Consider the following 26,005-nt stretch of genomic DNA (forward strand, 5'->3'; position numbering starts at 1 on the left):
TTTATTAACTCTGTATCAATGATGTAGAAATCTTTTTAAGATATCTTTTTAGCGGAACTATTTACTATAGCTTTTTTAATACGCTGTTCACCTACTACTAATTTTAAAATATAGAATTGATAATAACTAAGAGAATCAATAACAGCTTTATAATTACTAAACTGATGATATTTTTGTTCACTCATTAAATCATACATAAGAACTATTTCTGGCTTGATATAATCTACGTTCCAACTTAAAGAATGAAAATATATATTATTTTTTGGTAAACGTATATGATGATCTAACCTAAATAGCCATTCATCATTTACAACATCATAAACAAATATTGTCATGACTTCTGTATCGTTTTTAAAGACTTTAACATGTTCAACATCTGATAAAGATAAAGATTCTCTCAATCTTTCATATAACTGATCATCATAATAGTGAATCGTAAATTCTTCAGGAATCATTCTGATAATTTCCAATAACTTTTTGCGCTCAACACAAATATCTACTTTCGATGGTAATATAAAATCATCATTCAGAAATAGATGCATCGCTACCTCGCCGTGAAATTTGAATAAATGAGATGATGTTTTCCTTAAAATTTCGACTATTTTATTCACTGATTTTTCTTCTTTAACGTACATGTTACCACCCCTAGAGCAAGCGCTCTCACAATTAAATTATACATTCTCTTTTTTCACTTATCAAACAAATAAATGTGAACATTTAGTAAAATTTATTTTATTTTCAATAAAATTATTTTCATAAAAAGTTACTATATCACTATTCGCTACGCATATGATAGGGCTCTCATAAAAATTCACGAAAGTTTAATTGATATGTAAATATTTCGTCATTACTATTTGATAAAACACATTTCCCCTCTCATTTTCATTGAACTCAAAATTTAAGAAGTTTATAATTTATCTTGCAAATAGAATTTAATATTAAAAGATTTGGGTGAGTAGTAATGTCTTTAACGATTATCTTATCTATAATAATTATTATTTTGATTATAACTATGGTTCTTAATCAAAATTTTATGAAAGATAGGGTTGAAACAGAAGAATATGCTAGAAATCAATTAATCTCTAAAAATTCAATTTTAAGTGAAGAAAATTTATCATTGAAAAACCAAATGTTAAGTACAAACAATGACGTCGGACAACACGCTTTTAAAAACGCCAAGCGTGAATTAAGAAAAATATTAAATCGATTTAAAGAAGAGGGTCGTTTACGATCATATACAATTGTTCCTACGAGTAATTTGGCTGTTAAACATCCCCTTTTCGAATACGCACGTTCATTCGATTTTATTATCATTACTGATGTTGGTTTGATAAATGTGGATGTTAAAAATTGGAACCAAAAAACGTTTTATCATTTTGATGTGCCAGATCAACATCTTGAAGAAGGACAACCACAATATAATACCGAAAAAGTTGTCGGTCATTATATTAGCAATCGATATCATAGTCAGTTTAAAACAACACGTTCTGGTGTCTATACTTTTATTGAGATTTTACAGGATAATCGTGTAATATATGAATTTTATGACCACGATCCATACGATAAAGCCGCAAACAATGCAAAAGCATTAAAAGATAAAATTGAAAATGATTATAATTTTAAAATTCAAAGTATTGGTGTCATATACTTTAGTGATGGTAGCGTTAATATTATTGAAGGATCCGATGAGAGTGATAAATACGTCGACACCGTATCTACACCAATATCACTTGAAAAAGTAATTGAGGATGCTATCGATTTATCTAAGCACCCCCTTACTGATAAACAAATCGAAGAAATTTCTGAAAGCTTTAAACAACATATGAATAATTAAAATTCAAAAAGAGTTTGGAGCATGAAGTTATTTGACTAATAAAAAGACAATTTCTATTAATAAAATATAGAAATTGTCTTTTTATTATAATTATTCAAATTGTTGAGCAACTACTTTTTTTATATTCATTAGCATTAATACAAATGCAATTTCTCTTTTGACTTTAATTATGTTTCGAATCGACATTCGGATGAAACTCAAAATAACTTTCGTAAATCCATCAACAAGTTCCACATCAAATTTCTTTAACTGCAAACGTTTCTTCTAATAAGAAATCTTATCCCAATTTGGTTTTTAAAACATCTTAAGTTGTAATTTTATATTTCAACTTTTTAAATTATCTATTATCAACAATGTTGTCATATATTTCTTTTTAATTTTAATGTTTTTATACGATTCGGTAGTCATAGTACATATTTATATGACAATACTTATAGCAATTATTTCATGAATCGATAAACAAAATTATAAAATACATAAGTTTCCATTAGAAATCTATTTGAAACATAATGTTTTTCACTAGACTAAGAAGTAGATATCCTAATTTCTACTTTATTGAAACACTAGTCAAAAACGTAGTTGAAATCTACTAAATATCAATCTTTTTTTATTCTAATCTCATTTGCTAGAATAAGAAAACGATGCAAAACAAAATGGTCCAACTGAGTTTCTACTTATCGATATAACAAACGATTTTTTCTATTTTCACTCAATATCAAACTCTAAATTATCACTTCTAGCTCCAAATATTTAATTTTCTCTTTTTTGCTTCCTCTTGAGCATTTACGAAGGTATTTCTATATTTTCCATTTGGAGAAAAATACTTTTCTCTGGCTAAACCTTTTTTCACCAGCGATTCGTTAAGCATATCTCCATTTTTTAACCATACGTACGCCAAAGTACGACCATACCTATCAGTTTTTTCTTTATCATATTCTAAATAAACATTTTGATGCGTGAGATACTTCTTCGTATAATTAGATGCTTGTTTACCATATGGTTGAACTGGCGTATTAGGCTTAACAGTTTCTGGTGTATCTACACCAATTAATCTAACTTTAATTTCCTCTCCATTTTTTTGAGCAACAAATGTATCACCATCTACAACTCGTTTCACATATACTTTGTCTTTACCATTTAAATTGGAATTATCTGATTGATGTTGAGATTCTGAACCACTAAACGGTCCAGAATGGTTTACAAACTGGAAAATAATTACAATTATTCCTATCATCGCTACTACTAAAAGCGATGACATTTTCTTAGATTTCAATAATGTCACCTTATTTCACTTAATATCCCGATTTATACTAAAGAAAATTTGATCCAACGTCAAATGATTTCATACTATTATAAGTAATCAAATTTATATAATTACAATCTCGCTTTCCAAATTATAAGAGCATGATATAATACATGATGTTAGGAGTGAAAGAAATGGATACATCTAATGAAAATAAAATAACAATCATTGCCGTTATAGTAGCAATAATTGTTGGTGTCGTACTACAAATTGTCTTTAAACTACCCTTAATCGTGAGTTTAGTGGGGTCAGTATTTTTAGGTATGTTCGTTGGTTTTATCGTTTACCTAATTCAATCATTTCGTCGTAAAAAAAAGAATTAAAATTTGGTAATATCTTTAGTATATATGGTTTGAAATTAAACTTCATTCACTCAGTATCTTTGTCTCAATACAAAGTTTTACTTATCAAAACTTTATCGTATTGATAACTGTTAGATTAATTTAATTTTATAGAGTCTGCCTCAATTATGTATGGTGGACTCTTATTAATTAAATCCACCCCTTTTCATTTGCTTTTTTCCATGCCTCAAAACGATGATCTGAATTCATTTTGTCTATAATAGTACTCGTATAGTTACGCACAGTCCCGTTCGATAAATACAATTTGCTAGCAATCTCTTTGCTACTTAACCCATTGCCTATTTCTCTTAAAACAACTTGTTCTTTATGAGTTAATGGATTCGATTCGGTAAACAATGATGTCATGAGTGAAGGGCTATATTCCTTCTCACCCTTTGTCACTTTATAAATAGTTTTAATTAAATCATCAATTGAACGCTCTTTTAGTACATAAGCATCAACATCATTTGCTACAGCTTTTTCAAAATAACCTGGACGTTTAAATGTAGTCACTATGATTATTCTTGTATTGAGTTGTTTTTTTCTTACATAAGATAAGATTTCCAAGCCTGTTATACCCGGAATTTCAATATCTAAAATGGCTACATTGGGTTCATTATTTTCAATAAATTCGAGTGTCTCTAGACCATTTTCAAAATCTTTTAATACATTCATTTCTTCATGCATTTCTATCAGTTGTACCATAGCTTTTCTTAACATCAATTGATCCTCAGTTATGACAAGCGATATCATAATAAATCACCTCTAGGTATTTCAACAATAATAAGTGTTCCATTATTTGATTGTACAATTAATTTACCATTTAAATAATCTACACGTTCTTTAATACTTTTCAAATTTGAAGCATCTTCATTTTCCATCCCCACACCATTATCTTTAATTTTTAAAATGATTTGATGCTCATGTACCTCCAATTCACCTGTTACTTCAGTCGCATGTGCGTGTTTAATAACATTATTAATTGCTTCTCTAAAAATCATAGATAATATTGATTGTTTTGCTGGATTTAATGATTTAGCCGCACTTTTATTGTTAAACTTAAAATGTAGATTAGCATTTTGCAATAACTTTTCCAATGATGAAATTTCATCTTCAAAAGATTGTATCTTCAAATCATCAATAATGAGTCTAACTTTATTTAAGGCTTCTGTTGAAAGTTGATTTATTGCCTGCATTTCATTTTTTGCTTCTTCTGGATTAGTATCTATGAGTTTAACAGCTAATTCAGACTTCAATGTAAGACTAGCAAATACATGTCCTAATGTATCATGAAGATCTTGACTTATTCTATTACGCTCTTGTTGAGCTATTAATACATTAATATACTTATTCTTTTCTTCAAGTTTAGCTTTCATAATTCGTTCGTCTCTATTTTTAAAATTACCTATAGCAACAATTAATATAACCAAATAAAATGCACTTAATAGAACCACAAATGTTGGATTAAATATATAAGTTAGTATTAAGCAACTTACCATAGCTATTAAAAAGGTTATAAATTCTTTTGAAACAACACGAACATTAAATATAAAAGGTAAAGCGAAAGCACTATAGAAGAAAAACAAACTATTCATAGGATTGACACTATAGACAAAATAAAAGATTCCTAAATAATGAATAACCAGTAATGAATATAAAATACTATTACTAAGGTATTTATAAAATAAAATCATCGTCACATAGCTGATTATAAAAATAGTACAAACAATTAAATAAGTTAAGAAATTACCACGTTTGTCAACAAATATAGCTAAAATAGGAAATATTAAATATATTAAAGTACTTAATTCCCCTATTCTCACTCCCCAACTTCTTGATTCCATTAGGGTACATCTCCTTTCTTATTCATGAATAAAGCAATACTCAAAAAGATTATACAATAGACCACGAGATAGCCAAACGCTTCTATATCCACCCCTTTATTTTGCGCTAAATCTATAGCAAGTAGCTTTAAATTATATGTTGGCATGTGTTTAGAAATCGACTGAAGCCAATCAGGAAACGTGTATACTGGAAACCATAGACCTCCTAATATAGCTAGTGTAATATTAAGTAAATTGGCAAAACTACTTGCTTTTTGAATATCGTTGAGTTGAGCGATAATCAATCCTAAAGTCAAAAATAAACTAACCCCAATCCATAAAGTTAATGCAGAGAATATCCATTGAAAAACAGTCATGTGAACATCTTTGTAAAAATGAGCTACTGAAAAAATAATTATAATTGCTATTAAAAACTGACACATTGTCTTACTAATTTTAACTAAATAATATTGAAATGATGATAATGGGGTCACCATTAACCGCTTATACCAACCTTGATTTCGCTCTTCAATCAAATCTAATGGAAATGACAATAGACAAAAGTTCATTAAACTAAATACTGTCATACTGTACATATACTCTTTATAAAACTTAAGTTTTGCTTCTTCTGGCATGTCTAATATAGAAGTAAATAATAAATAAAACACGACAGGTAGGAATATGGACATAACTAAATACAATTTCTTTCTAAATATAATCTTTAATTCTATTTTAAAATAAGTTGATATCACTGGTAATTCCCTCCTTTAGACAAATCATTAGAAAACATGACTTCTAATAAAGATTTTTTAAGAATTTCAATCTTATTGAAATTGACATGATATTGTTTCAATAATTGTAAAACATCACTCACATCAGTTGTTTTTATTTCATATCTATTTTTTATTAATTTAATTTCGTATTTATGTTTCAGTTGATTGATAAGTTCTTGATATTTGCAAGGAATTCGAATTAAAGAATAACTTTGATTCCTTTTTATATTTTCAGGTGAATCATCTAATTGAATTTTACCTTTATCTAACATCATTACTTGATCAGCCATTCTTTCAACTTCTTCAATGTAATGAGAAGTATATAGTATCGTAGTGTTATTCATTTTTAATTTTTCTATAACATTCCAAAAATGTTGACGCATTTCTACATCCATAGCTGACGTAGGCTCATCTAAAATTAACAGTTCAGGTTTACCTACCAATGCTAAAGCAAAATCTAAAATTCTCTGCTGTCCACCTGATAAATTACATGCAAATTGATTCATTTGTCGGTCACTAAATTGTGTAATTTCTTTAAATTGATGAAAAGAAATAAACGTTTGATAAAAGGATTGATATAAATGTAATAATTCGCAAACCTTTATGTATTTAGGAAACTCCGTTTTTTGAAAAAGAATACCCATTTTATGTTTATTTAACAAATTTGATTTATCAGCGATTTGACCACTATCATAGTGATTATTTCCAATAATAATATCAATTAACGTTGACTTACCTGCTCCATTTTTACCGATTAATGCCGTACAACGATTATTTTTTATATCAATACTTATATCTTCTAAAACTTTATGTTCCTTGAAAGATTTAGATATATGTCGAAGTTCAATCATTATCGTCACACCTCTTGATTTATGTTAATTATAATTTAGCAAGTTTAAGTTAGTGATATAAGTACCGAATGTCATTAATTAACTATGACATTTGTCATATCATACATATAAGTTTACATAATATATTTACTGTTAAAAAAATACCCTCGTTCATTTAAACGAGGGTATTTTGAAATTTTATAAAATTGGAGATATTAATTTTGCTAGTCCTTCTTTAAATTTAATTGATAATGGACGCTTGTCGTATACTTTTTTTGTAAGTAATTTAGATTGCTCAATATCTTTTTCAAATGCTTGACGTAACTGTTTAGCAATATCTTCATCATATATAAATGCGTTCACTTCGAAATTCAGCTCAAAGCTTCTAAAGTCCATGTTTGCACTACCAATTGAAGAAATTTCATCATCAATCATTAATATTTTAGAATGAATAAATCCATTTTGATAAGTGTAAATATTAACTCCGCTATCTAATAAATCAGCTGCATTTGAAAATGTAGCCCAATAAACGAATGGATGATCAGGTTTACACGGTATCATAAGGTTTACTTCAACGCCACTATTAGCAGCCATTTTTAATGCATTAATGTATGATTGGTCTGGAATAAAATAAGGGCTTTGTAGATAGATAGACTTTTTAGCGCTCATTATCATTTTTGTATAACCATATTCTATTTGATGTAAATCAAATGCAGGTCCACTAGAAGCGATTTGAATAGCCGCGTTCCCTTTGTCCCCAATTTTTTTAGGGAAGTATTTTTGATCAAATTTAAATTGTGGACGATGCGACTGTGAATTCCAGTCTAAAATAAATCTTAATTGTAGTGCATCGATAACTTCACCTTGAACACGTGTATGTGTATCTCTCCAGTAACCTAACTTACCTAATCCTAAATAATCATCGCCGACATTAAAACCGCCAATGTAACCAATTTGTCCATCTATAATGATAATCTTTCTATGATTTCGATTATTCATTCTGAAATTGATTAAAGGTACTTTCGAAGGAAAAAATGCTTCAACTTCTCCACCTAATGCTCTGAAATGTTTAAATTTTGATAATCTAACCTTCTTAGAACCAACATCGTCATACAAAAGTTTAACTTCTAAACCTTCTTTAAGTTTAGTTTCAAGTGCATCTAAGATTCTTTTACCTAATCCATCAAGTTCAAAGGTATAGTACTCTAAATGTATATAGTCTTGAGCATTGTAAATATCCTCAAGTACTTTTTCATAAAGCTTATGACCATCTGTAAATAAATCGATTTTATTATTTTCTGTTAAAAAGGCATCTTGTTTCATTAACAACATACGTATTAAATCACGGTGTTTAATGACTTGATCATTGATATAACCATAATTATGTTTATCAAAACTGTCGATTTGATCTTGAACTAAATCTTCAAATGCATGTAATTCATCACCGTTATTTTTTTCCATCTTTTTCTTGGAAACCGTTCGTCCTAAAAATAGATACAAAATAAATCCAATGACAGGAAGAACGAATAATACGAATAACCACGCCCAAGTTGAACTGGCAGTACGTCGATCACGTTCAAGGAAGATGATAACAAATGCCAATACTACGTTAGTTATAAACCCAACTACTAACAATATAGTTAAAATGGTACCCAAAAGTCCAAAATTCATTACTAAATACTCCTATTCAGTCTTTCACCAAGAAAATTTAGCCGCCGATTTACTGAACTATGCTTCAGTTACCAATGTTAAAATAGCATTAAAGTCCTCGTCATTATGCGGAAATGCACGTTCTTCGATTTGTTTAATAGTAATGTTTAATAATTTGTAACCATTACCCTCTTGAGACTTTAAAAACGAATTAACACTTTTCTCTAAGCTCTCCAGTGTTTCCTCAGTTAAAGTTTTAAATTTTATTTGTTGCATAAATCCCATACCCCTTTCATTATATTGATTAAATCATAGAACTTTTCATACAAAATTTCAATTACTTTAGAGAAAATATCTTTTATAAATCAAACGTTCATTATCTTGAACAGAATATATTTTAATTTAAATGGTATTGATGTATAATAAATTACATTCGATTGAATATTCAGAATTTTTATTAGTCTAGATTAACATCAATGTCTTTACTGATTCTCTTTTAATTGATCGAAATCTTGTCTAATTGAGAACTAATCAACACTTTTCATCGAATAAATTAATAAATATCGATTTAACATTGGAGGGAACGCTTGTGATTTCATTTGAAAATGATTACTTAGAAGGTGCACATGAAAAAGTTTTAAATCGATTAGTAGAGACAAATCGAATACAAGCTGCTGGATATGGCTTTGATGACTTTTCGGCACAAGCTGCAGATAAAATTAGACAACGTATTGACTGTCCAGATGCTACCATTCGGTTTTTAGTAGGTGGTACGCAAACCAATCAAGTAGTTATTAACTCAATGCTTGATAGTTATGAAGGTGTTATATCCGCTGATACAGGACATGTGGCAGTCCATGAAGGTGGTGCGATAGAATTCAGTGGACATAAAGTTCTAACCATCCCCTCCCAAGAAGGTAAAATTACTGCTCAAGACGTTGAGAATTATATAGAAACTTTTGAAAGTGATTTTAAAAAAGAGCACATGGTGTATCCAGGGATGGTTTATATTTCACATCCAACCGAATACGGAACTTTATACACGAAAGAGGAATTACAATCTTTATCTAGAGTTTGCCGTAGACATCAGATTCCACTATTTATGGATGGTGCACGTTTAGGCTATGGTCTTATGAGTAATCAAACTAATGTAACTATCGAAGATGTTGCAAAATACTGTGATGTGTTTTACATAGGAGGTACTAAGATTGGAGCACTTTGTGGTGAAGCAATCGTCTTCACTAAACAAAATGAACCTAAAAACTTCACTACAATTATAAAACATCATGGTGCTTTATTAGCAAAAGGCCGTCTAACTGGTGTTCAATTTTTAGAATTATTCACTGATGATTTATATTTTGATATAAGTCGACATGCTATTAAAATGGCTGAAAAGGTAAAAAAAGGATTTATAGATAAAGGATATCAAGTCTATTTTGATTCACCAACCAATCAACAATTTTTTATTTTAAGCAACGATAAAATTGAAGAACTAAAACAAAAGGTAAAATTCGCAGTTTGGGAGAAATACGATAATCAACATCGTGTAGTTCGCTTCGCAACAAGTTGGGCCACTACTGAAGAAAATGTTAATCAACTACTTGAACTAATATAAAATACAAAATGAAGTTATAAAAACTGTATCACTACAGGCAGCTAAGAATGTAGTCAGGAGGACTATGCTATGCAACAAGAACGACAATCGTGGTACCAAAAATCTTGGTTTATTATTCTCACATTGCTATTTATTTTTCCATTAGGTCTCTTTCTAATGTGGAGGTATGCGCATTGGAAGAATTGGTTAAAATTAATTGTTTCATCAGTCTATATTATTAGTTTAGTTTTAATACTTTTATTTCAAGTTAGTCTATTAAATGAGAATAAAACAAATCAAATAGAACATGCATCAACTATGAAAGAAAAGTCTAATATAAATAATGTAAAAACAACTAAAAATAAAAATATTGAAAAATCAACGCAGACAGATAAACAAAACTCTGTAAACTTAAAGCAAAATACAAAAGATCAAAACAATAACGCAAATGATGAAGAAACTTCTACAACTAGCGAACAAAATGCAGCTATAGCACAAGCAAAATCATATGCAAATTCATTACCTATCTCTAAGAAAAGTTTATACAAACAATTAACTTCGGAATACGGAGAGAAATATCCGTCAGACGTAGCACAGTATGCTGTTGACCATATCAGTGTAGATTATAAAAAGAATGCATTGAGATTAGCAAAAAGTTACGTAAAAAATATAAACATTTCTAATCAAGCGTTATATGATCAACTCGTTTCAGAAAAAGGAGAAGGATTTACTCCTGAAGAAGCACAATATGCAATGAATCATTTAGATAGGTAATCATTAAGAAAGAGTTTTAACATTACAGAGTCCGGGACATAAAGTTTTAGTATAAGTAACAAAAGACAATTTCTGTTAAAATAATATAGAAATTGTCTTTTTTATAATTTTTTGATTATTTTCAGCTCATTGAGCTGTTACTTTTTTTATATTAAGTGCCATTAGCACAAATCCTAGTTCCCTTTTGACTTTATTTATCCCTCGAACGGACATTCGAGGGAAACCCAAAATAGCCTTAATAAATCCAAAAACAGGCTCCACATCAATTTTCCTTTGAATGTAGATAGTTTTTGTTTTTGGTTTTGAAAGCTTTTTATTAATTTGGGCTTTAAAATATTACAAATTATAATTCTTCATTATTTTTTATTTGCTTTTGAATTGAAGTTCAAACAATGGTGTTTCAGAGGACCCTCTGAACAATCATCACATTCATATAATTTAAAGTCTCGTTTAAAAACATATTTATCATAGCGATAGGCATATCTTTTAAATCCTAGTCTTTTATTGTTCGGACAAATGAATTCATCATTAATTTCGTCATATTTCCAATTTTGAGTATTAAAGATGTAATTGTTAGATTTTTCATTTTATGTTTCTTCTTAAGTTTAAAGAATATTACATATTTTAGTTTCATACTTTTAATTGCTTCTCAATTTCCTGTTCTAATGCATCTTGTAAAAATCTATAATCTCTTTGATTTCTTTTGTAATCTTCAGAAATACCAACTTTCAATGTATTAGGATTTTTCTTTTCTACAACTTCTTTTTGTATGTTTTTTAATAAACTAATATGATTGGTGTTTACAGTAATGTCTATCTCTATAACTTTATAAAAAATCTCATTTGAAAAATAGATTTTGTTTACATTCATAAATGCAATAAACTCTCGACAAGCTTTTTTTAATCTATTTATGTTTGTTTCAATATTATAATATATTCTATAAATTTCTTCTTTTTCATACTTTCTTCTTTCATTTTCTGGTAGTTTACTTAAAAGTTCCAAATTCAAATCACTATATGAATCTATGTCGTTGTAAGTATCTATAAAAGCTTGATTTAATTTATTAACTTTAATATGTGCTTCTTGTAATATAGGTCTTATATATTCTAAATTGTATTTAGCTTTATGAATCTTTTTTCATTAAAATATCTAATACATTCTTTAATAGAATAAATTATAATCCCTAACGCAATTGTAAAGAAAGAATAATAAATAGATGGTGTTTTATCAAGTATATCTAATAATAAGCATTCTATATGTGTATATAATTCCATTTAATTACCTCATATTTTATATGGTTAAAATATTTTTGAATAGTAGACAAGTAAAAATTCTATAATGTAATTTAATAGTATTGTCCACCTAAACTAAATAAAAAAGAAGCTAAGGCAAAATGCCTTAACTCCTTACCCCTATTAGGTTTCCCCTGAAATTGTTTAGCGCTTAGTATTGCTTAATATACTGTTCTCTTTCCCATTCGGATACTTGAGTTCTATTTAAGCAAATTGGGTATAATAAGGTTTATTAAATTGTTAAATAGCTTTATATCAACGTTTTTACACTTTATTAATGTATTGTGAATTAATTGTAGTTGCCCATTTAGTTGCCCAATATAATAAATTATATACACTGGGCAACTAACAAGGCTCTATCCCTTATGTAGCAAAAGATAGAGCCTTGTTTTATTTTTCATCACTTTGTTCTAATTCTACTTGATAATTGTAAAGTTTTTCCGCAGTTTCTAGAGTTAAATTTTTGACTTTTCTTTTACCATTTCTTAACTCACTTATGCCCCCATAGGAAATGCCAGTATCTTTTTTAATTTTATAATTCGATATTTCATTATTGTTTAGCAATTTTTCTATAACTGTATATATATGATTAAACTGATTCATAAATTAAATAGGAAATGAAAAGAAATATTTTATTATTTTCTTCTTATTATATTAATGATAAACAAAATTAAAGATAATATATTTATATAAAATGTTAACTTCTTTCTCAATTCTCTTGTCATAGACCTCACCTCCATATATAATGAGGTAAAGGGCTTTTAACCCTTTACCATTAAATGAACGATTTGATAAAATTAAGTATTTGAATTATTAAGCCTGTTATAGCTAATCGATACTTTATTTTTTCAATTCGTTCTTTTTCTTTTTCAATTCTTTTCATTTCCTTCTCCTTTCTTTCTTGATACATATATTATATCACATATGTGATATAATTCAACTGTTTTTCTTAATTTTTTTATAAAAAAACCATACCTCCTAGGTATGGTGTATTAATTCTTAATTAAATCATGCTCATTTTTTAATTGAACTTTAGCTTCAAATTTATTGATGAATTCTTTCAAAAGTTTTTCTTCTTCTACCATATCATCCTCAAGAATTAAAATCAGATTTTTTTCGTTCATAATTGAATATAGAATATAAGATCTCGCATTATGAATAGTTGTATTATTTTTATTTAAAAATTTAAAAAGGAACTCTTTATTTTCAATATCCTTAGCAACAAAATCTGGAGTAAATTTATCTAATGAATTCTTGCCACTTACGACATGCTTAGAAGTTATATCTTTATATCGTCCTTCTAAATAAGTCATTACATACTTTCTTTTTTCATTTACATTTAATCTTTCCTTTTTATTCAACCCAAGATGTAAAATGTATTTATAAGTTTTATTAATAAAATCATTAACTTCATTAATGGAACTAAATGTTCTATATTCAATATCTTCAAAATAAAAATTATTAACAAATCTTTTTATATAATTCTGAAGCGATTGATTAGTATGTTCGAATTCAAATTTTAATCCATCTAAAAACATATTAATAAATTCTAAATCTTCAAGTTCATCATCAAAAGAAACAATTTTTTTTCTTTGAGTTATAAATTTAACTTCATTTTTATGATAGCTTTCTCCTACTACCTCAAAAGCAACACCTATAGCTAGATTACTTCTTAAATATATATCTGGATAGTAACTTAACACTGAATAATTCACTTTAAACATAGTCAATCACTCCTTTCCTATTTTTTCTATTATAAATTTAATAGCTTCATCAAAATTCTCGGTAATGTATATAAAGTACTTGTATAGTTGTTGTATATTTTCCTCAGAAAGATTATTTTTTAAATAAATAGGAATTTTAGAAATAATACTTTCAATATCAACATCATTAACTTTATCAACAAAAGTTCTACCACAATCTTCAATTATTGATGTTTCAATTTTTCTATTTTCAAGTAAATATTGATAATATCCAGAACTAAACATATCCTTAATTATATCCTCTATACTATAATCATCATTTTTAAGTACATCTGGCCAAATACATCCACCTGGTAAAATATGAGTATAATCAATAGGATATAATTTTTTAGGGATTTCTATTAATAAATTACCTAAATTTCTATCTTTATTGTAAATAAAGATATCAAATAGAAGCAAATTGACAATTTCACTCTTTTGAACAAAAGATGTCATGCTGGGCGAAGTAATTGTTAATGATTTTTCTAACCAAGTTGTGTAAGTGAACAAACTACTATGTACGTAATCTTTCCCATTTTTCACTGCCGTATCTTCTTTGCTAAACAATGCATATCCAAAATGGGGATGTCTTATACCAAAAAATTCAGCTAAATTATAGCCTAATAATTCATTAAATAACGCAATAAATCCTTCGTTATTGTGTATGTACTTTGCAACAACTTTTTTATCATCTATATATCCTCGAATAGGATCGGTTACTCCATTCCCCACATCCTCAGTGATTTCTGAAATAATTTCCAACTTGTACCCCTGCCTCTATTATACTCAAAATTAATTACATTATACTCTAACTTTAATATGCTGTGAACCACTATTTAAATCACTATCTTTAAATTTGTTTCAGATAGATATAAAACACTAATCATATAATTACATTTAAACACAAAAAAGGGTAACCAAAAAATGGCTACCCTTTTAATTATTTATATTTTTCTTCTACTTCAATAGTATGCTTGTGCACCCACCCATTATTACTAGGCGAATATGTTCGACACCAAATATTTCCTTGTGGATCTTGAATTTCTTCAAAAATATAAACTTCTGTACCCGCTTCAAGTACATCAATTTCTTTTGCAAAACTAAAGTTATCAAAGCTACTTCCGGCACGTTCACGTAATGAAGCATCGTATTTAATCTTACCTTTATAATAAGCATCTTCTGACCATACTTTTACACGTGTACATCCAACTGGTTTCTTTTCAATAATTTCGTCTTGTTCTTCAGGTTGATTCACAATTGTTTCTGTATCAACATCTTCGCTATCAATATAACGTTGCACTAGATTATCAATCACATCAATTTCATCACGTCCATAACCACATGCTTCCAGTGCATTACCTGGATCACGTTTATCATCTTGAATATCTTGATGACCTGGTGCTTTATTATAGTGATCGATATTCCATGAAGGACACAGTACTGCATACACTCTAGCAAAGTTATCAAGTGCTTTTAATGATCGTTCTCTATCATCTTCAAAATAACATAGCTCGCCACCAAAAGCAGCGTCATTGGCATCATCACCAAAATAATAATTGTCTGTTGGCGTATCATAAATAACGTGCCATGCTTTTTCGTCTAATGGCACACAAATAATACATTCTTTATCATCTACAAAGAAATGAGCCGAAGCGGTAGTAGCCCAATCTATATCATAAGTATTTTTATAATAGTCAACGTTTTGTTGTGCTGTACTTCCAGGATTACCTGTGTCATGATATACCGCAAAAATTGGGCTACCAGTGTCTAAAGATTGCCCTGTACGTCTCGTTCCATATGGTAAAAAGTCGGTATACACTGGTACGCCATTCCATTCACCCAAATATTCTTTTGACATAATTAATCAACTCCAATAAAATTAATCTATAAAAACGACTTATTTAGTCGCATTGTTATCTTTACTAAAAATATTTAACCTTTTTGTTATTTGATCCGGTATCGGCACACCCAAGATTGCAGCATTCTCAATAATACTAGTTGCTTCTGATAAAATTAAAAAGATAACTGAACCATTAACTAAAATTCCGTCTAATTGAAATACTATATCCAATGTATTAGCTACTAGCACAACGCATAGATAAGCTATTTTTTTTATATATCCAGTTATTGCTTTGTGACTCCATAACTTTCCTTCTGAAAATGCCTTTAATATTCCCGTAACTATATCAATTAAAATCATAATTAAAAGTAAATCAATAAAAACTGAATTACCTGAATATATTAGACTCATAAAATCGTCTACTTCTGTATTATAATTTTGTACTGTTCCCAATTTTATTCACTCTCTTTCGATTGTTAATATATACCATAAATTGCAGTTATAATTGCATCTGAATTAGTAGCAATTGCATTATCAGTAGAGGTTAAAGTTTTTAATATTTGAATATGTCTCTCGTCTTTCACAGATAGTGAAATCTCGTCTAAGTATCCGTTTTTAAATTCATCATTTAACGCTCTCATACCAATGTTATTCAAATAAACTGTTTGCCCTATATCTGGTACTGTAATAAATTGAGTAGCAAGACGATTAGTGAAAAAGACTAATTTAATAATTAACTGGCCGTAATTCTGTATTTTATCTTTTAATTCAAGAGTATTTCCTCTTTGACCTCTACCTTTCCATAAAAGAATTGGTAGAGATGATTTCCATCGATCATATAATTGCCCTCTATATTTTTCAATTGATAACCCTGAACCTAATATAGTCAAAATACCGTTCCCATCATCCTGCATAATAGCTTGTATAATTCCTGTTGTATTGTTGCCATTTCTAACTGGCATTCCTTGAGTGGTAGAATCGAAATAATAATAACCTGTACTAGTAATATTTGCTGGGTTATCTAGAACTCCTTCTCTAACTCCAGCATCTAATTTCTTACTAACTAAATCTCTAATATTTTGAGTTAAATTCTGTTTGGTTGTTATTAGTGATGATGAAAAATCTGAAACTTGCTCAGTAAGTTGATTAATTTGATTATTCAATTCACTTTTAGTTACTAATTGATTGCTTCCAATAGATGATTTAAGCGATTTAATTTGTAAATCCAGCATATTTGCTGTATCAACTAAATTTTGAACTTTATTCTTTGTACCATCAGCAGAATTATTTATTTCTTTTATACCAGCTTCAACTGTTTTTCTTAATCTCTCTAACTCTTTTTGATATTCAGTAAAATAGCTTTCTGAATTAATGCCAAATTCTACTTTATTTTTTAATACTCGCATTTGGACTTCAATTGTAGAATCAGTTTGCTCCCCTCTCTTTAATTTAAAGAAAGCTTGTTGATAATCACCTTCTGCAGTACTAGCTTGTTGCGGTAATATATACCTAAAAATACCTCCCTTTGCATTTAATACAATACCACCAGTCGTATCAATAATACGTTCACCATCTGGTTTTACTCCTTCAAAAATTGGTGTTAAGTCCGTAATATTATATGGTGTTCCATTAGATGTAACTGAAATTGTAATAGCTTTAAGCCCTCCGTCTCCAACCCTACTAACAATATATTGTTGCTTTTCTTGTTGATTACCTAATTTTGTAATATCAAATGATAGTTCTTGATTAGCCATTTATTATTTCTCCCCTCTTAACCATAAAAGTAATAATAGTTTTTTAATAACTCATAGGTAATAACTTCGTGTACTAATTCATTCGGATGTAAGCCATCAACCATGCATTTATTTCTAAAAGCAGGATTGTATGAGTCAATAATATTTGAATGATATGCATCAAAAACTGGTATTTTTAATTCTGTGCAAGCTAGTATTTGAGCATTTACATAATCCTCCAAAGTTAAGCCTAATGAATTTTTATCAGTGTCTTTTCTTCTAATTTGATTGCCATTAACAGGTAACTGACGTGTGGCAGTCATACATATAATTTTTACGCCTTTATTTTGTAATCTGATAAGCTTTATAATTTGATAAAAAGCTCCATAAAAAGTAGATATATCGGTTTTATCTTTTCCAATTTTCACACCGTTACCATAGAGCCAATCATCATCTGTGCCTTGTATTATGACTAAATCAGCATTTTGTATTTGATTAGCTTGTTTATATATATTGTTATTACTAGCTGTAGAAAAAGTTGCACCACTAACAGCAAAATTATTCACTGGTATATTTAATTTCTCAGATAAATATTGGCCATAATTCTTTTTGGCATGTAAACCACGTGCTACAGAATCACCAATACAATAAATATTTCTAACTTGTTTAATTGTTTGTGAAAGTTTTGAATAATCATATACTAATGTACCGTTTTGAGTTACTACTAAATTACTATATTTATCTTTTTTAATAATATTATTTATATCCGCATCAATACGCTGCGACAGTGTCTCATGTTTTACACCAGTTAAATCAATTTTACTTTTAGATACTTCTTCAGTAACTTCTAAAGGTGACATCTCTGGCATAACAATTGCTCTTATTTCTTTTTCTAAAGCATTTTTAAACTCACTTAATTCCTTTCTTTCTTGAGTACTTAAATCTTTATATCCAAATACTTTATTAAACGTATCTTCAATTATCTTTAAATTTTCTATCATTTGACGTCTAAATGTGACACCGTCTGAATCAATAAGACTTTTATTTAAATTCATAAATCAATCACCTCAGTATTCTAAAATTTCATGTAATCGAATCTTATTAGCATTGTTTCTAAAATTATCATCTGTACCCTTAATTAATTGATCACTCACCACTACAGTTTTAGTACATGTTTGTCCAGAAGAATTTATAGATATGACTTCAGTCACTTTTGCATTTCTATGCAATTGAACATGTGATTTAGGTAAGTATTGGTAATGATATAAATCATCAGATTCATCTAAACGCCAAACTAAAATAATTCCGTTATTACAAGATGAAATACTTTTGTTTAAATTAACCGTCTGTTGATTACTTGGCCATAAATTAATATCTTGTTTAATTAAAGTATTATTTGTTGAAACATTGCTTAACCTTGTTGAGTATTCATTTGAATTTGTTTTTAATTTATCTAAACGTTTTTTATCTTCGGCTGACATTAAACCTGCTTTTTCTGAAGTTGCTACTGTCAGATTGTCTTGCGAAAAACTATTTAACTTTTGTTTTTCTTCAGGTGTTAAAAGTAAATTTTTATCGAAACCATCAATAACATCAATGTGTGTTCTAACATAAACTTCTTCCCCATCATAAGTTAATGTTCTAGCTTTAGTAATTTGAGTCATAGTTGTTCACTTCCTTATAAAAAACAGACCCTAATCTATTAGGGCCTGTTGAATTAAAATTATTAAGTTTTATTTTGTCTTTTTTTGACATTAATCCATCTTCAGTTTCTGTTGCTATGGATAGCCCACGAATTGCTTTTACATGTGTAATTGGATAAAAAATCAGTCCACTTTCATATAATTCCTTTAACTTAATTTTCGTCATCTACAACGCTCCCAACATCTTTGGCAGTAAATATAGGAGTATTAGTTTTAATAGTTTCTAATCGTTTCTCTGTATCTGAAATAGCTTTTTTGGTATAAGCGTTTATTTTATAAATACGTTTTTGAATAGAATTTTGTAAATTGATGATATCTTTTTTTTCATTTGAAAAAGTTACTTCATCGGGTCTATTTACAAAAGGATGATTTTTACTTAATGATACAATTTTTAAATCTACATTAAATCCCATACTTTGGTGAATAAATTTAATAATATCGTTCTCACTTAAGGGTTCTTTATCCTTATAAACAAGCTTCAAACTCGTTTCTGGTTCATCTTGAATTTGCGTTTTTACCCATTTTTTCAATTCTTCTAAATCACTTATTTCATCATTATTTATAGGTGGAGCAACTTTTCTCCCCCACTTATTAATATTTGGTGATTTATATAAGTATTCAATACTTTGATCCTTACCTTTACTTTTTCTATCATCGCTTTTAGCTGAACTATCCTGTTTTTTACCATATGCTTTTATTTCTGTCTTCAAATTATTAGTATTAACATCCACCGCAATTTCATCAGTATTATATTTATATCTTATAACTAAATTTCTTTTTTTATAGAATTCTTTTTCAGAATAGAACGTAATTTTCTTATTATCCGCAAAAATTATTGCATTAAATTTCTCAGCAATAGCTTTGCAAAAATCAAAACCTGGGGCATTACCTAATTCATCAAGTTTAGTCGTTTTAAAGCGACCTATGATTTCATATTCATAACCTAAAGTATTGTCTTTGAAACCATATTTAAGTATCTCTTCTAAAGTATAGGATTTTGTATTTTTATCATTTTCTTTTTTAGAATTTGAATAAACGTAATGATCTTGAAAACCATACATAATATGAATAGCAGTAACATCCACTGTCTGTATTTTAGATTTATTGTTAAATGTGGGAGCTTTAATAATATATTTTTGACCTTGATAGTACACTATAGATTCGCATTGAATTAAATCATAGATATCTTTGTTTCTATTTGTTTTGATAACTGTAAACCTTAAAGAGCGGTTATTATTTTTTTCATAATCATATTTAAATGATCCATAATCTATATCAATAAAAATTTCTTTTTTAGTTTCATTCATATTACCTATAACAATATAATCCATAAAATTCACCTTTTACCTATAAATAAATGGAAATGCAAATTCAATTGATTGAATTTTTGCATTTCCATTAACTTTAAAATTATTTGTACCTTTTTCTAACTTAATAATACCATTATCTGTATCTACCCCACATCTTTTATCATTCAAAAATGGTGCCTCACCATCTAAAATTAAAGTATCAGCAGTTTTTAGTGGTTTAGTGTAAGTGAATTTAGATTGATTATTTAAATTTGTTAAATAAAAGTTAGATGGCGAATCAGCTATAATCTTTATTTTTAAAGTGTGTCTTTTAATAGGATCTATAACTTCACTTGAACCATTATATACAGTGAAATTGTTTGTATTAAATTGATATCTAGGTACATAATCAGTTGGTAATGTTTCAGTAAGCATAAACCCATCTTCTAGACTATCAACTTCGTTTGTATATAATAAAGATTCTGAATAGCCCTTATATACTGTAAACTCTATTTCAAATTCCATATCAGAATGAAAATAACGTGTTTTTTTTAAACTCGCATCATTTACAGCGTATTTAACTCTAGGTAATTTACTATGCGATATATAATATGGCTCTCGTTGATATATAACATTTCTCAATTTTTGTTCCATTAAGAATAAGTCACTTTCATCAACACCATCATAATAAAATGTAGCTTTTAATGTAAAAGGTGAAAATGTATTACTACCAGGAATAACTCCGTCATTAGCATCTATTTTTTGTGATGTATTATCTACATTAACATCACCTATTTCTATATCTTTGAAAATAACTCCTGGTATATTATTTAAATTGATTATTGTTTCTTTAAAAATAAATTTAAACCAATCATTCATTTTAAGCACCTCCCCCCATTAATTTTATTAATCTATATCTGTCCATTTGTTTTTCACTAATTGCTTTTTCCATTTTTTCTATATCAACGTTAAAATCTTTATTTTTTATAGTTGTAATTAATAACTTAAGTAATTCATTATTCTCTTCTAATAGCATTACCATTGAAGTATTATCATTTGAATAAATAGAAGTTTTATTTTCAGGTTTATGTCCTATTATTTCTTGTGATTTCCTAATTAACTGTAATGCTCTTTGAGGTTTTGTTAAAGGAATAATCATTTCTGGCTTATTACCCTCACCAATTTCTGCAATTTGATGATGTGTTACTAAACCACCATTTGCATACGCATAATCACCAGCACGTTTAAAACCATTCCATCCATATGTACCAACAATATAACGCATTGCAGATATTGCTTCGTCAACTGGATTCATGATGTTACTATGTCCTTTAATAGCATAAGTTCTGAATGATGGTTCAATCATTTGAAACATACCTTTTGATGGAGTTCCATTTTGTGCATTAACATCCCAGTCATTTACTGCATTAGCAGTATAATTAGATTCACGTTTAGCAACTCGCATCATTTGTTCAGTTATATAGCTAGAATTATATTGTCCCCCCAATATAGATTGAGCTCTTAATATTGATTTTCTTGCATATTCTGCACCACTACCACCGCCAGCATGTTCTGATAAAAACTTTGCAGGATTAATAGTGTTTCTATTAGTAAGTTCTGCGCCAAAAGGTGACTCAACTTGATAGTGAAGATGTGGCCCAGTTGTCCACTGTCCACTATTACCAGTTCTAGCAATTGGTTCTCCTTGTTCAACACGTCCAGTTTTTAATACTTCACTTAAATGTAAGAAGTATTGAGCATATATACCACTAACTAATCTAGCAATTAAACCACCATATTGATTATATTGTCTTGAGACTGTGCCAGATGTAGGCGCTGTAATAAGAGTTCCATATGGAGTTGCATAGTCGATACCATAATGATGACCATTTGCAAAGCTATAATTTGGTGCACCACCATTGGGATAATAGCCCATATTAATACCAAATTTAGTAAATGATGATCCATCAGCATTGCCAACTTCTTCAAACCATTTTTTTACAAAATCAACCGCACCAGCTTTAATTTTTTTAAACATACCATTAATCAGTTTAGAAGGTATTTCTTTGATTCCTTTAAAATTAACGCCAAAAACATCTATAATTTTATCTATTAATTTTCCAGGATCACTAATATAATCCATTACATCGCCTATTTTTTCTGACGCCCATTCGTATACATTAGACGCCGTTTCAACTACTTTATCTTTTATGTTGGAACCAAATTCAACTGCTTTATTAAATGTATCCATAATACCTGAACCTATAGAAAGTCTAGGTATTACTCCGGATTGTTGCATAGCATATGTTTGTGCACCATTGTACACTCCCCAGCCTTTAGGAATATAAACTGGTACATTTTCACCTTGAGGCGCATATAAATCACCGCTGGGAGATTGTAGTAATTCTTGATAATATCCATTAGGTCCGTTACCTGGCCCTTTATCATTTACTATTGCTAAAGTAGACTCGCTAAGAACACCATCATCAATTGAAGCTGTCCCAGTAGAGAGTTTGATTGGTTTAATTATCTCTTTACCCATTCCTAGTTTATCGCCTATCCAGTTAATACCATCAATCATTTTATTGATACCACCAATAGCATACTTTTTAAGTCCCTCTGCTAATTCTTTTGCGGTATCTATAACTTTATCTTTCATTCCTACAAATCCATTTTTAATTTTTTCAGTAAAATTCAAAACTTTATCTTTCAAATTTGAAAAAGTGGATATCATTCTATCTTTTAAATTAAAAACTGCTTCTATAGTTTTTTCCTTTATTAATTGCCATGTATTTACTAACCAGTCTCTTAAATTACCGATAATATTAGATATTTTTTCATAAATCCTTTTAAATATAGTTACTATACCTTTATAAAAAGATAACGATTTAGTAATGATAAATGTTATTAAACTAACAATAATTTTTGATATAACATTATATATTGCTTTAAATCTACCGACTGTAGAATTATAAATATTTTTGGTGTACTGACTAAAAAATGATGATATTTTAAGCCATAAATTTTTGATTTTAAAGGTAAATAATTTCACAAAACTTATGAGGCCTTTTACTATTAGACCAAAAAAGCTTATTTTTATAATATTCCATAAAACTTGAAATGCTCCTTTAAAAATTTGTTTCAAACCTTGGAACAATTTTTTCCAGTTTCCAGTAAATAGACCCGAGAATACTTTTATTAAGCCACTAACAATGGTAATAAATCCTTTTATAATACCTACTAGGCTACCAAAAACAGTTTTAACAATTATCTTTATTTTTGGAAATACCAAATAAAAAATCGAAAATATAAACTTTATTATTTTAGAAATAACAGTAGCTATATTTTTCAAATTTTGAATTATAGTATTTCCATTTTCATTCCAAAATCCTTTTAGAAAGTTTCCAATTGATTTACCCAGATTAATTAATCCATTAAAAGATTTTTTTATAACTGGACCTATAAATTTACCAAAGCTATTTGCGGCTTTTTTTATACCTTCAAATGCTTTATCAACAAAATTTCTAAATGTTTCAGATTTTTTATAAGCTACAACAAATGCTGTTACTAATGCTCCAATTGCTAATATAGCTATTCCTATTGGATTAGTGAATAAACTAAATATTTTTCCTACTTTACCTATTCCACTCAATAAACCAAATACATCTTTTATTTTTTTTAGAGCACCTATAAATGAACCTAAGGCCCATAATGTAGGACCTATTGCAGCTGCAACAACGCCAAATATAACAATCAATCTCCTAGTATTAGATGATAAACCACCAAACCATTTTGATACATCTTTAATATGATTAGATAAACTTTGTAAAACTGGACCAAATGCATCTTCTATAGATGCCCATATCTCAGATAAACCTAATTTTAAGTTATTATTTGCTACTTTAAATTTTTCTGCTCCATCTTGTGTACTTTTAAAAGTCTTATCAACTGTACCTGATGATGTTTTTAAAGCTTTGTTCATATCTTCAATTGAAAATCTACCCTGTTTGATTGCATCAGCTAAATCTGGACCCGCTTTGGCTCCAAATGCCTTAATTGCTAAACTAGTAGCTGTAGAAATATCAGGTGCTTTTTTAATTTGATCTAAAGTCTTTTTGAACTCTACTCTAGGATTTTTTCCAGCAGCACCCCAATTAGATATTGCTTTTTTTAGACCACTAAACGCGATTTCAGTGTTTACCCCCGCTTTTTCCCATTGAGAAAATAAAGAAATTGATTCTTTCATTTCAAAGCCTAAGCTACGCATAGGTGCACCATATTTAGTGACATTTTCCGCTAATTTATCTATTGAAATTCCACTTACTTGGGATGCTCTGGCCATGCTATCTAATACTTTAGAATAATCATTTGCACTTACTCCTGCATCTCCCATAGCCCTAGTAATTAATTGAACTGCTTGAACTCCATCAGTCTTAGTAATATCGCTGAACTCTAAAAATTCTTTAGTCGCATTTTCTAAATCTTTTCCGGTAAGTCCTAAACGTGTATTAACTTCACCTAGTACGCCCCCTACTTGTTGAGCATCTCCTGGGAATGTACTAAAAACATTTTTGAAATTATTTTGTAAATTATCTAACTCTTTTCCTGTTGCACCTGTAGCAGTAGTTACAATATCTAAACCTTCATCCACTTCATAAAATGCATTTTTAGAAACTATGCCAATTCCAGTTAAAGGCGCTGTTATACTAGCTGTCATTCCTTTACCTATAGTCTTGAATTTTTCTGAAGCTTTTGCTGCATGTTCTGCAACTGCATCAAAGGATTTACTAAGTTTATGATTGCCTTCATCAACGTCATGTTGATTATTTTTAAATTCTTCAAACTTTTTACTAGTATTTTCAATACTGTGTTGTAAATTATTTAAAATTCTTACTTCATTATTAGCAGATTTTGCAGAATTATCTAACTCTTTTTGAGTTACCAAAGCTTGTTTACTTAATTTTTCAAATGCTTTTTCAGATTCTTGTACTTCTTTTCTAGCTTCATCTAATTCTTTTTTACTTACATTTGTAGTTTTACTTAATCGTTCATAACGATCGTTGGCCTCTTCTACCCTTCTGTTTGCTCTTGTTAAAGCTTCACTCTGCTCTTCGTGAGTTTTTTTCAAATTAGAAAATTTTTCTTTTGCTTGTTCAACAATTTTTGATTGTATTTCTAATTTTTTATTAAGCCCTTCTATGGTTACTTGATATCTTTCAATAGATTCTTCGCCTCTCTGAAATGCTGAAAGATTGGCATTAAATTCACTATTAACTACACTAAGCTCTCTTTTTAGCCCTTTCATTCCTTCGTCAATTCGCGAATAATCTAAATCTAAAGATAGTGATAAACCTTCAATTTTTTCTGACATAATGCAATCCCTCCATTTCTCTATAGAGAAGCTATAAACTCATAGCCATTAACTACTTGATTTGAATTTGTATCATTTGTTTCTAAAATTTCAATTAAATGATAAAAATCGGC

At 28.7% G+C, this 26,005-nt stretch carries 25 protein-coding genes and 2 pseudogenes; 4 read left to right on the top strand and 23 right to left on the bottom strand.

Annotated features, from left to right (window positions below):
* Positions 1–35: 35 nt before the first annotated feature.
* On the bottom strand, positions 36–635 hold the full coding sequence (locus NST35_RS07190; RefSeq protein WP_002476688.1) for a hypothetical protein: 600 nt from the start codon (positions 633–635) through the stop codon (positions 36–38).
* A 326-nt stretch (positions 636–961) separates the two neighbouring features.
* Here NST35_RS07190 and NST35_RS07195 point away from each other — a divergent pair, with 326 nt between their 5' ends.
* Complete coding sequence (locus NST35_RS07195) at positions 962–1,834, top strand: hypothetical protein (protein WP_002486157.1); 873 nt, start codon at positions 962–964, stop codon at positions 1,832–1,834.
* 27 nt (positions 1,835–1,861) lie between these two features.
* Here the strand turns inward: NST35_RS07195 and NST35_RS12520 are convergent.
* Both NST35_RS12520 and nucI read right to left on the bottom strand, forming a co-directional pair.
* Positions 1,862–2,080 (bottom strand): annotated as a pseudogene (locus NST35_RS12520) (IS5/IS1182 family transposase); the annotation flags it as partial.
* A gap of 490 nt (positions 2,081–2,570) precedes the next feature.
* The gene (gene nucI / locus NST35_RS07200) at positions 2,571–3,107 is read right to left on the bottom strand and encodes a thermonuclease NucI (RefSeq protein ID WP_002476686.1); all 537 of its coding nucleotides are present in this window, start codon (positions 3,105–3,107) and stop codon (positions 2,571–2,573) included.
* 164 nt (positions 3,108–3,271) lie between these two features.
* On the opposite strand from nucI, the gene NST35_RS07205 reads away from it, so the two are divergent.
* Positions 3,272–3,460 carry a membrane protein gene (locus tag NST35_RS07205; protein WP_001829458.1) on the top strand — a complete coding sequence of 63 codons (189 nt, stop codon included), beginning with the start codon at positions 3,272–3,274 and terminating at the stop codon, positions 3,458–3,460.
* 168 nt (positions 3,461–3,628) lie between these two features.
* On the opposite strand, the gene NST35_RS07210 is transcribed toward NST35_RS07205, so the two are convergent.
* From NST35_RS07210 to NST35_RS07235, 6 genes are all read right to left on the bottom strand, one after another.
* Positions 3,629–4,231 (bottom strand): response regulator transcription factor, encoded by a 603-nt coding sequence (locus tag NST35_RS07210; protein WP_002476685.1) that lies wholly within the window; start codon positions 4,229–4,231, stop codon positions 3,629–3,631.
* Positions 4,228–5,322, bottom strand: a complete 1,095-nt coding sequence (locus NST35_RS07215; RefSeq protein WP_002476684.1) for a sensor histidine kinase — start codon at positions 5,320–5,322, stop codon at positions 4,228–4,230. Before NST35_RS07215 ends, NST35_RS07210 begins: the two co-directional genes overlap by 4 nt.
* Complete coding sequence (locus tag NST35_RS07220; RefSeq protein WP_002476683.1) at positions 5,322–6,053, bottom strand: ABC transporter permease; 732 nt, start codon at positions 6,051–6,053, stop codon at positions 5,322–5,324. Before NST35_RS07220 ends, NST35_RS07215 begins: the two co-directional genes overlap by 1 nt.
* Complete coding sequence (locus NST35_RS07225) at positions 6,050–6,925, bottom strand: ABC transporter ATP-binding protein (RefSeq protein ID WP_002476682.1); 876 nt, start codon at positions 6,923–6,925, stop codon at positions 6,050–6,052. Before NST35_RS07225 ends, NST35_RS07220 begins: the two co-directional genes overlap by 4 nt.
* Before the next feature lie 177 nt (positions 6,926–7,102).
* Positions 7,103–8,575 (bottom strand): cardiolipin synthase, encoded by a 1,473-nt coding sequence (cls, locus tag NST35_RS07230; RefSeq protein WP_340747286.1) that lies wholly within the window; start codon positions 8,573–8,575, stop codon positions 7,103–7,105.
* 57 nt (positions 8,576–8,632) lie between these two features.
* On the bottom strand, positions 8,633–8,830 hold the full coding sequence (locus NST35_RS07235; protein ID WP_001829481.1) for a hypothetical protein: 198 nt from the start codon (positions 8,828–8,830) through the stop codon (positions 8,633–8,635).
* 313 nt (positions 8,831–9,143) lie between these two features.
* On the opposite strand from NST35_RS07235, the gene NST35_RS07240 reads away from it, so the two are divergent.
* Together NST35_RS07240 and NST35_RS07245 are read left to right on the top strand one after the other, a co-directional pair.
* Positions 9,144–10,169: a threonine aldolase family protein gene (locus NST35_RS07240; protein WP_002456217.1), complete on the top strand. Its 1,026-nt coding sequence runs from the start codon at positions 9,144–9,146 to the stop codon at positions 10,167–10,169.
* A gap of 69 nt (positions 10,170–10,238) precedes the next feature.
* Positions 10,239–10,922: an Ltp family lipoprotein gene (locus NST35_RS07245; RefSeq protein WP_340747287.1), complete on the top strand. Its 684-nt coding sequence runs from the start codon at positions 10,239–10,241 to the stop codon at positions 10,920–10,922.
* Positions 10,923–10,968: 46 nt separating this feature from the next.
* Here NST35_RS07245 and NST35_RS07250 read toward each other — a convergent pair.
* From NST35_RS07250 to NST35_RS07315, 14 genes and pseudogenes are all read right to left on the bottom strand, one after another.
* Positions 10,969–11,494: pseudogene (locus NST35_RS07250) on the bottom strand (transposase); the annotation flags it as partial.
* Between the two features lie 58 nt (positions 11,495–11,552).
* Complete coding sequence (locus NST35_RS07255) at positions 11,553–11,930, bottom strand: hypothetical protein (RefSeq protein ID WP_232156610.1); 378 nt, start codon at positions 11,928–11,930, stop codon at positions 11,553–11,555.
* Between the two features lie 674 nt (positions 11,931–12,604).
* Positions 12,605–12,817 (bottom strand): helix-turn-helix domain-containing protein, encoded by a 213-nt coding sequence (locus NST35_RS07260; RefSeq protein ID WP_002457563.1) that lies wholly within the window; start codon positions 12,815–12,817, stop codon positions 12,605–12,607.
* A gap of 389 nt (positions 12,818–13,206) precedes the next feature.
* On the bottom strand, positions 13,207–13,938 hold the full coding sequence (locus NST35_RS07265; protein WP_002484791.1) for a hypothetical protein: 732 nt from the start codon (positions 13,936–13,938) through the stop codon (positions 13,207–13,209).
* A gap of 6 nt (positions 13,939–13,944) precedes the next feature.
* Entirely contained in the window at positions 13,945–14,718 is a 774-nt protein-coding gene (locus NST35_RS07270) for a HipA family kinase (RefSeq protein ID WP_002458418.1), read from the bottom strand.
* Positions 14,719–14,896: 178 nt separating this feature from the next.
* Positions 14,897–15,814, bottom strand: a complete 918-nt coding sequence (locus NST35_RS07275) for a peptidoglycan recognition protein family protein (protein ID WP_002458419.1) — start codon at positions 15,812–15,814, stop codon at positions 14,897–14,899.
* A gap of 39 nt (positions 15,815–15,853) precedes the next feature.
* Entirely contained in the window at positions 15,854–16,249 is a 396-nt protein-coding gene (locus NST35_RS07280) for a phage holin family protein (RefSeq protein WP_002484783.1), read from the bottom strand.
* Between the two features lie 23 nt (positions 16,250–16,272).
* Complete coding sequence (locus NST35_RS07285; RefSeq protein WP_002484785.1) at positions 16,273–17,550, bottom strand: BppU family phage baseplate upper protein; 1,278 nt, start codon at positions 17,548–17,550, stop codon at positions 16,273–16,275.
* A 17-nt stretch (positions 17,551–17,567) separates the two neighbouring features.
* Positions 17,568–18,584 (bottom strand): SGNH/GDSL hydrolase family protein, encoded by a 1,017-nt coding sequence (locus NST35_RS07290; protein WP_002458423.1) that lies wholly within the window; start codon positions 18,582–18,584, stop codon positions 17,568–17,570.
* A gap of 12 nt (positions 18,585–18,596) precedes the next feature.
* Positions 18,597–19,193 (bottom strand): hypothetical protein, encoded by a 597-nt coding sequence (locus NST35_RS07295; RefSeq protein WP_002458424.1) that lies wholly within the window; start codon positions 19,191–19,193, stop codon positions 18,597–18,599.
* Positions 19,177–19,398 (bottom strand): hypothetical protein, encoded by a 222-nt coding sequence (locus NST35_RS07300; protein ID WP_002484790.1) that lies wholly within the window; start codon positions 19,396–19,398, stop codon positions 19,177–19,179. Before NST35_RS07300 ends, NST35_RS07295 begins: the two co-directional genes overlap by 17 nt.
* On the bottom strand, positions 19,385–20,563 hold the full coding sequence (locus NST35_RS07305; RefSeq protein ID WP_002458425.1) for a phage tail protein: 1,179 nt from the start codon (positions 20,561–20,563) through the stop codon (positions 19,385–19,387). The genes NST35_RS07300 and NST35_RS07305 overlap by 14 nt, the downstream gene beginning before the upstream one ends.
* Positions 20,564–20,575: 12 nt before the next feature.
* Entirely contained in the window at positions 20,576–21,400 is an 825-nt protein-coding gene (locus tag NST35_RS07310; RefSeq protein WP_002458426.1) for a phage tail domain-containing protein, read from the bottom strand.
* Position 21,401: 1 nt separating this feature from the next.
* Entirely contained in the window at positions 21,402–25,892 is a 4,491-nt protein-coding gene (locus tag NST35_RS07315; protein WP_002484786.1) for a phage tail tape measure protein, read from the bottom strand.
* Positions 25,893–26,005 lie beyond the last annotated feature (113 nt).

The sequence above is a fragment of the Staphylococcus sp. FSL W8-0304 genome, assembly GCF_038006565.1.
In the GTDB taxonomy this organism is placed as follows: Bacteria; Bacillota; Bacilli; order Staphylococcales; family Staphylococcaceae; genus Staphylococcus; species Staphylococcus epidermidis.

Excerpts from the sequence above, each read along its gene's own strand:
- NST35_RS07305 (WP_002458425.1), bottom strand. The coding sequence starts at position 20,563 with ATGGATTATATTGTTATAGGTAATATGAATGAAACTAAAAAAGAAATT.
- NST35_RS07225 (WP_002476682.1), bottom strand. The coding sequence starts at position 6,925 with ATGATTGAACTTCGACATATATCTAAATCTTTCAAGGAACATAAAGTT.
- NST35_RS07290 (WP_002458423.1), bottom strand. The coding sequence starts at position 18,584 with ATGAATTTAAATAAAAGTCTTATTGATTCAGACGGTGTCACATTTAGA.
- NST35_RS07245 (WP_340747287.1), top strand. The coding sequence starts at position 10,239 with ATGCAACAAGAACGACAATCGTGGTACCAAAAATCTTGGTTTATTATT.
- NST35_RS07215 (WP_002476684.1), bottom strand. The coding sequence starts at position 5,322 with ATGGAATCAAGAAGTTGGGGAGTGAGAATAGGGGAATTAAGTACTTTA.
- NST35_RS07275 (WP_002458419.1), bottom strand. The coding sequence starts at position 15,814 with ATGTCAAAAGAATATTTGGGTGAATGGAATGGCGTACCAGTGTATACC.
- NST35_RS07260 (WP_002457563.1), bottom strand. The coding sequence starts at position 12,817 with ATGAATCAGTTTAATCATATATATACAGTTATAGAAAAATTGCTAAAC.
- cls (WP_340747286.1), bottom strand. The coding sequence starts at position 8,575 with ATGAATTTTGGACTTTTGGGTACCATTTTAACTATATTGTTAGTAGTT.
- NST35_RS07315 (WP_002484786.1), bottom strand. The coding sequence starts at position 25,892 with ATGTCAGAAAAAATTGAAGGTTTATCACTATCTTTAGATTTAGATTAT.
- NST35_RS07195 (WP_002486157.1), top strand. The coding sequence starts at position 962 with ATGTCTTTAACGATTATCTTATCTATAATAATTATTATTTTGATTATA.
- NST35_RS07210 (WP_002476685.1), bottom strand. The coding sequence starts at position 4,231 with ATGATATCGCTTGTCATAACTGAGGATCAATTGATGTTAAGAAAAGCT.
- NST35_RS07235 (WP_001829481.1), bottom strand. The coding sequence starts at position 8,830 with ATGCAACAAATAAAATTTAAAACTTTAACTGAGGAAACACTGGAGAGC.
- NST35_RS07205 (WP_001829458.1), top strand. The coding sequence starts at position 3,272 with ATGGATACATCTAATGAAAATAAAATAACAATCATTGCCGTTATAGTA.
- NST35_RS07190 (WP_002476688.1), bottom strand. The coding sequence starts at position 635 with ATGTACGTTAAAGAAGAAAAATCAGTGAATAAAATAGTCGAAATTTTA.
- NST35_RS07285 (WP_002484785.1), bottom strand. The coding sequence starts at position 17,550 with ATGGCTAATCAAGAACTATCATTTGATATTACAAAATTAGGTAATCAA.
- NST35_RS07310 (WP_002458426.1), bottom strand. The coding sequence starts at position 21,400 with ATGAATGATTGGTTTAAATTTATTTTTAAAGAAACAATAATCAATTTA.
- NST35_RS07300 (WP_002484790.1), bottom strand. The coding sequence starts at position 19,398 with ATGACGAAAATTAAGTTAAAGGAATTATATGAAAGTGGACTGATTTTT.
- NST35_RS07295 (WP_002458424.1), bottom strand. The coding sequence starts at position 19,193 with ATGACTCAAATTACTAAAGCTAGAACATTAACTTATGATGGGGAAGAA.
- NST35_RS07265 (WP_002484791.1), bottom strand. The coding sequence starts at position 13,938 with ATGTTTAAAGTGAATTATTCAGTGTTAAGTTACTATCCAGATATATAT.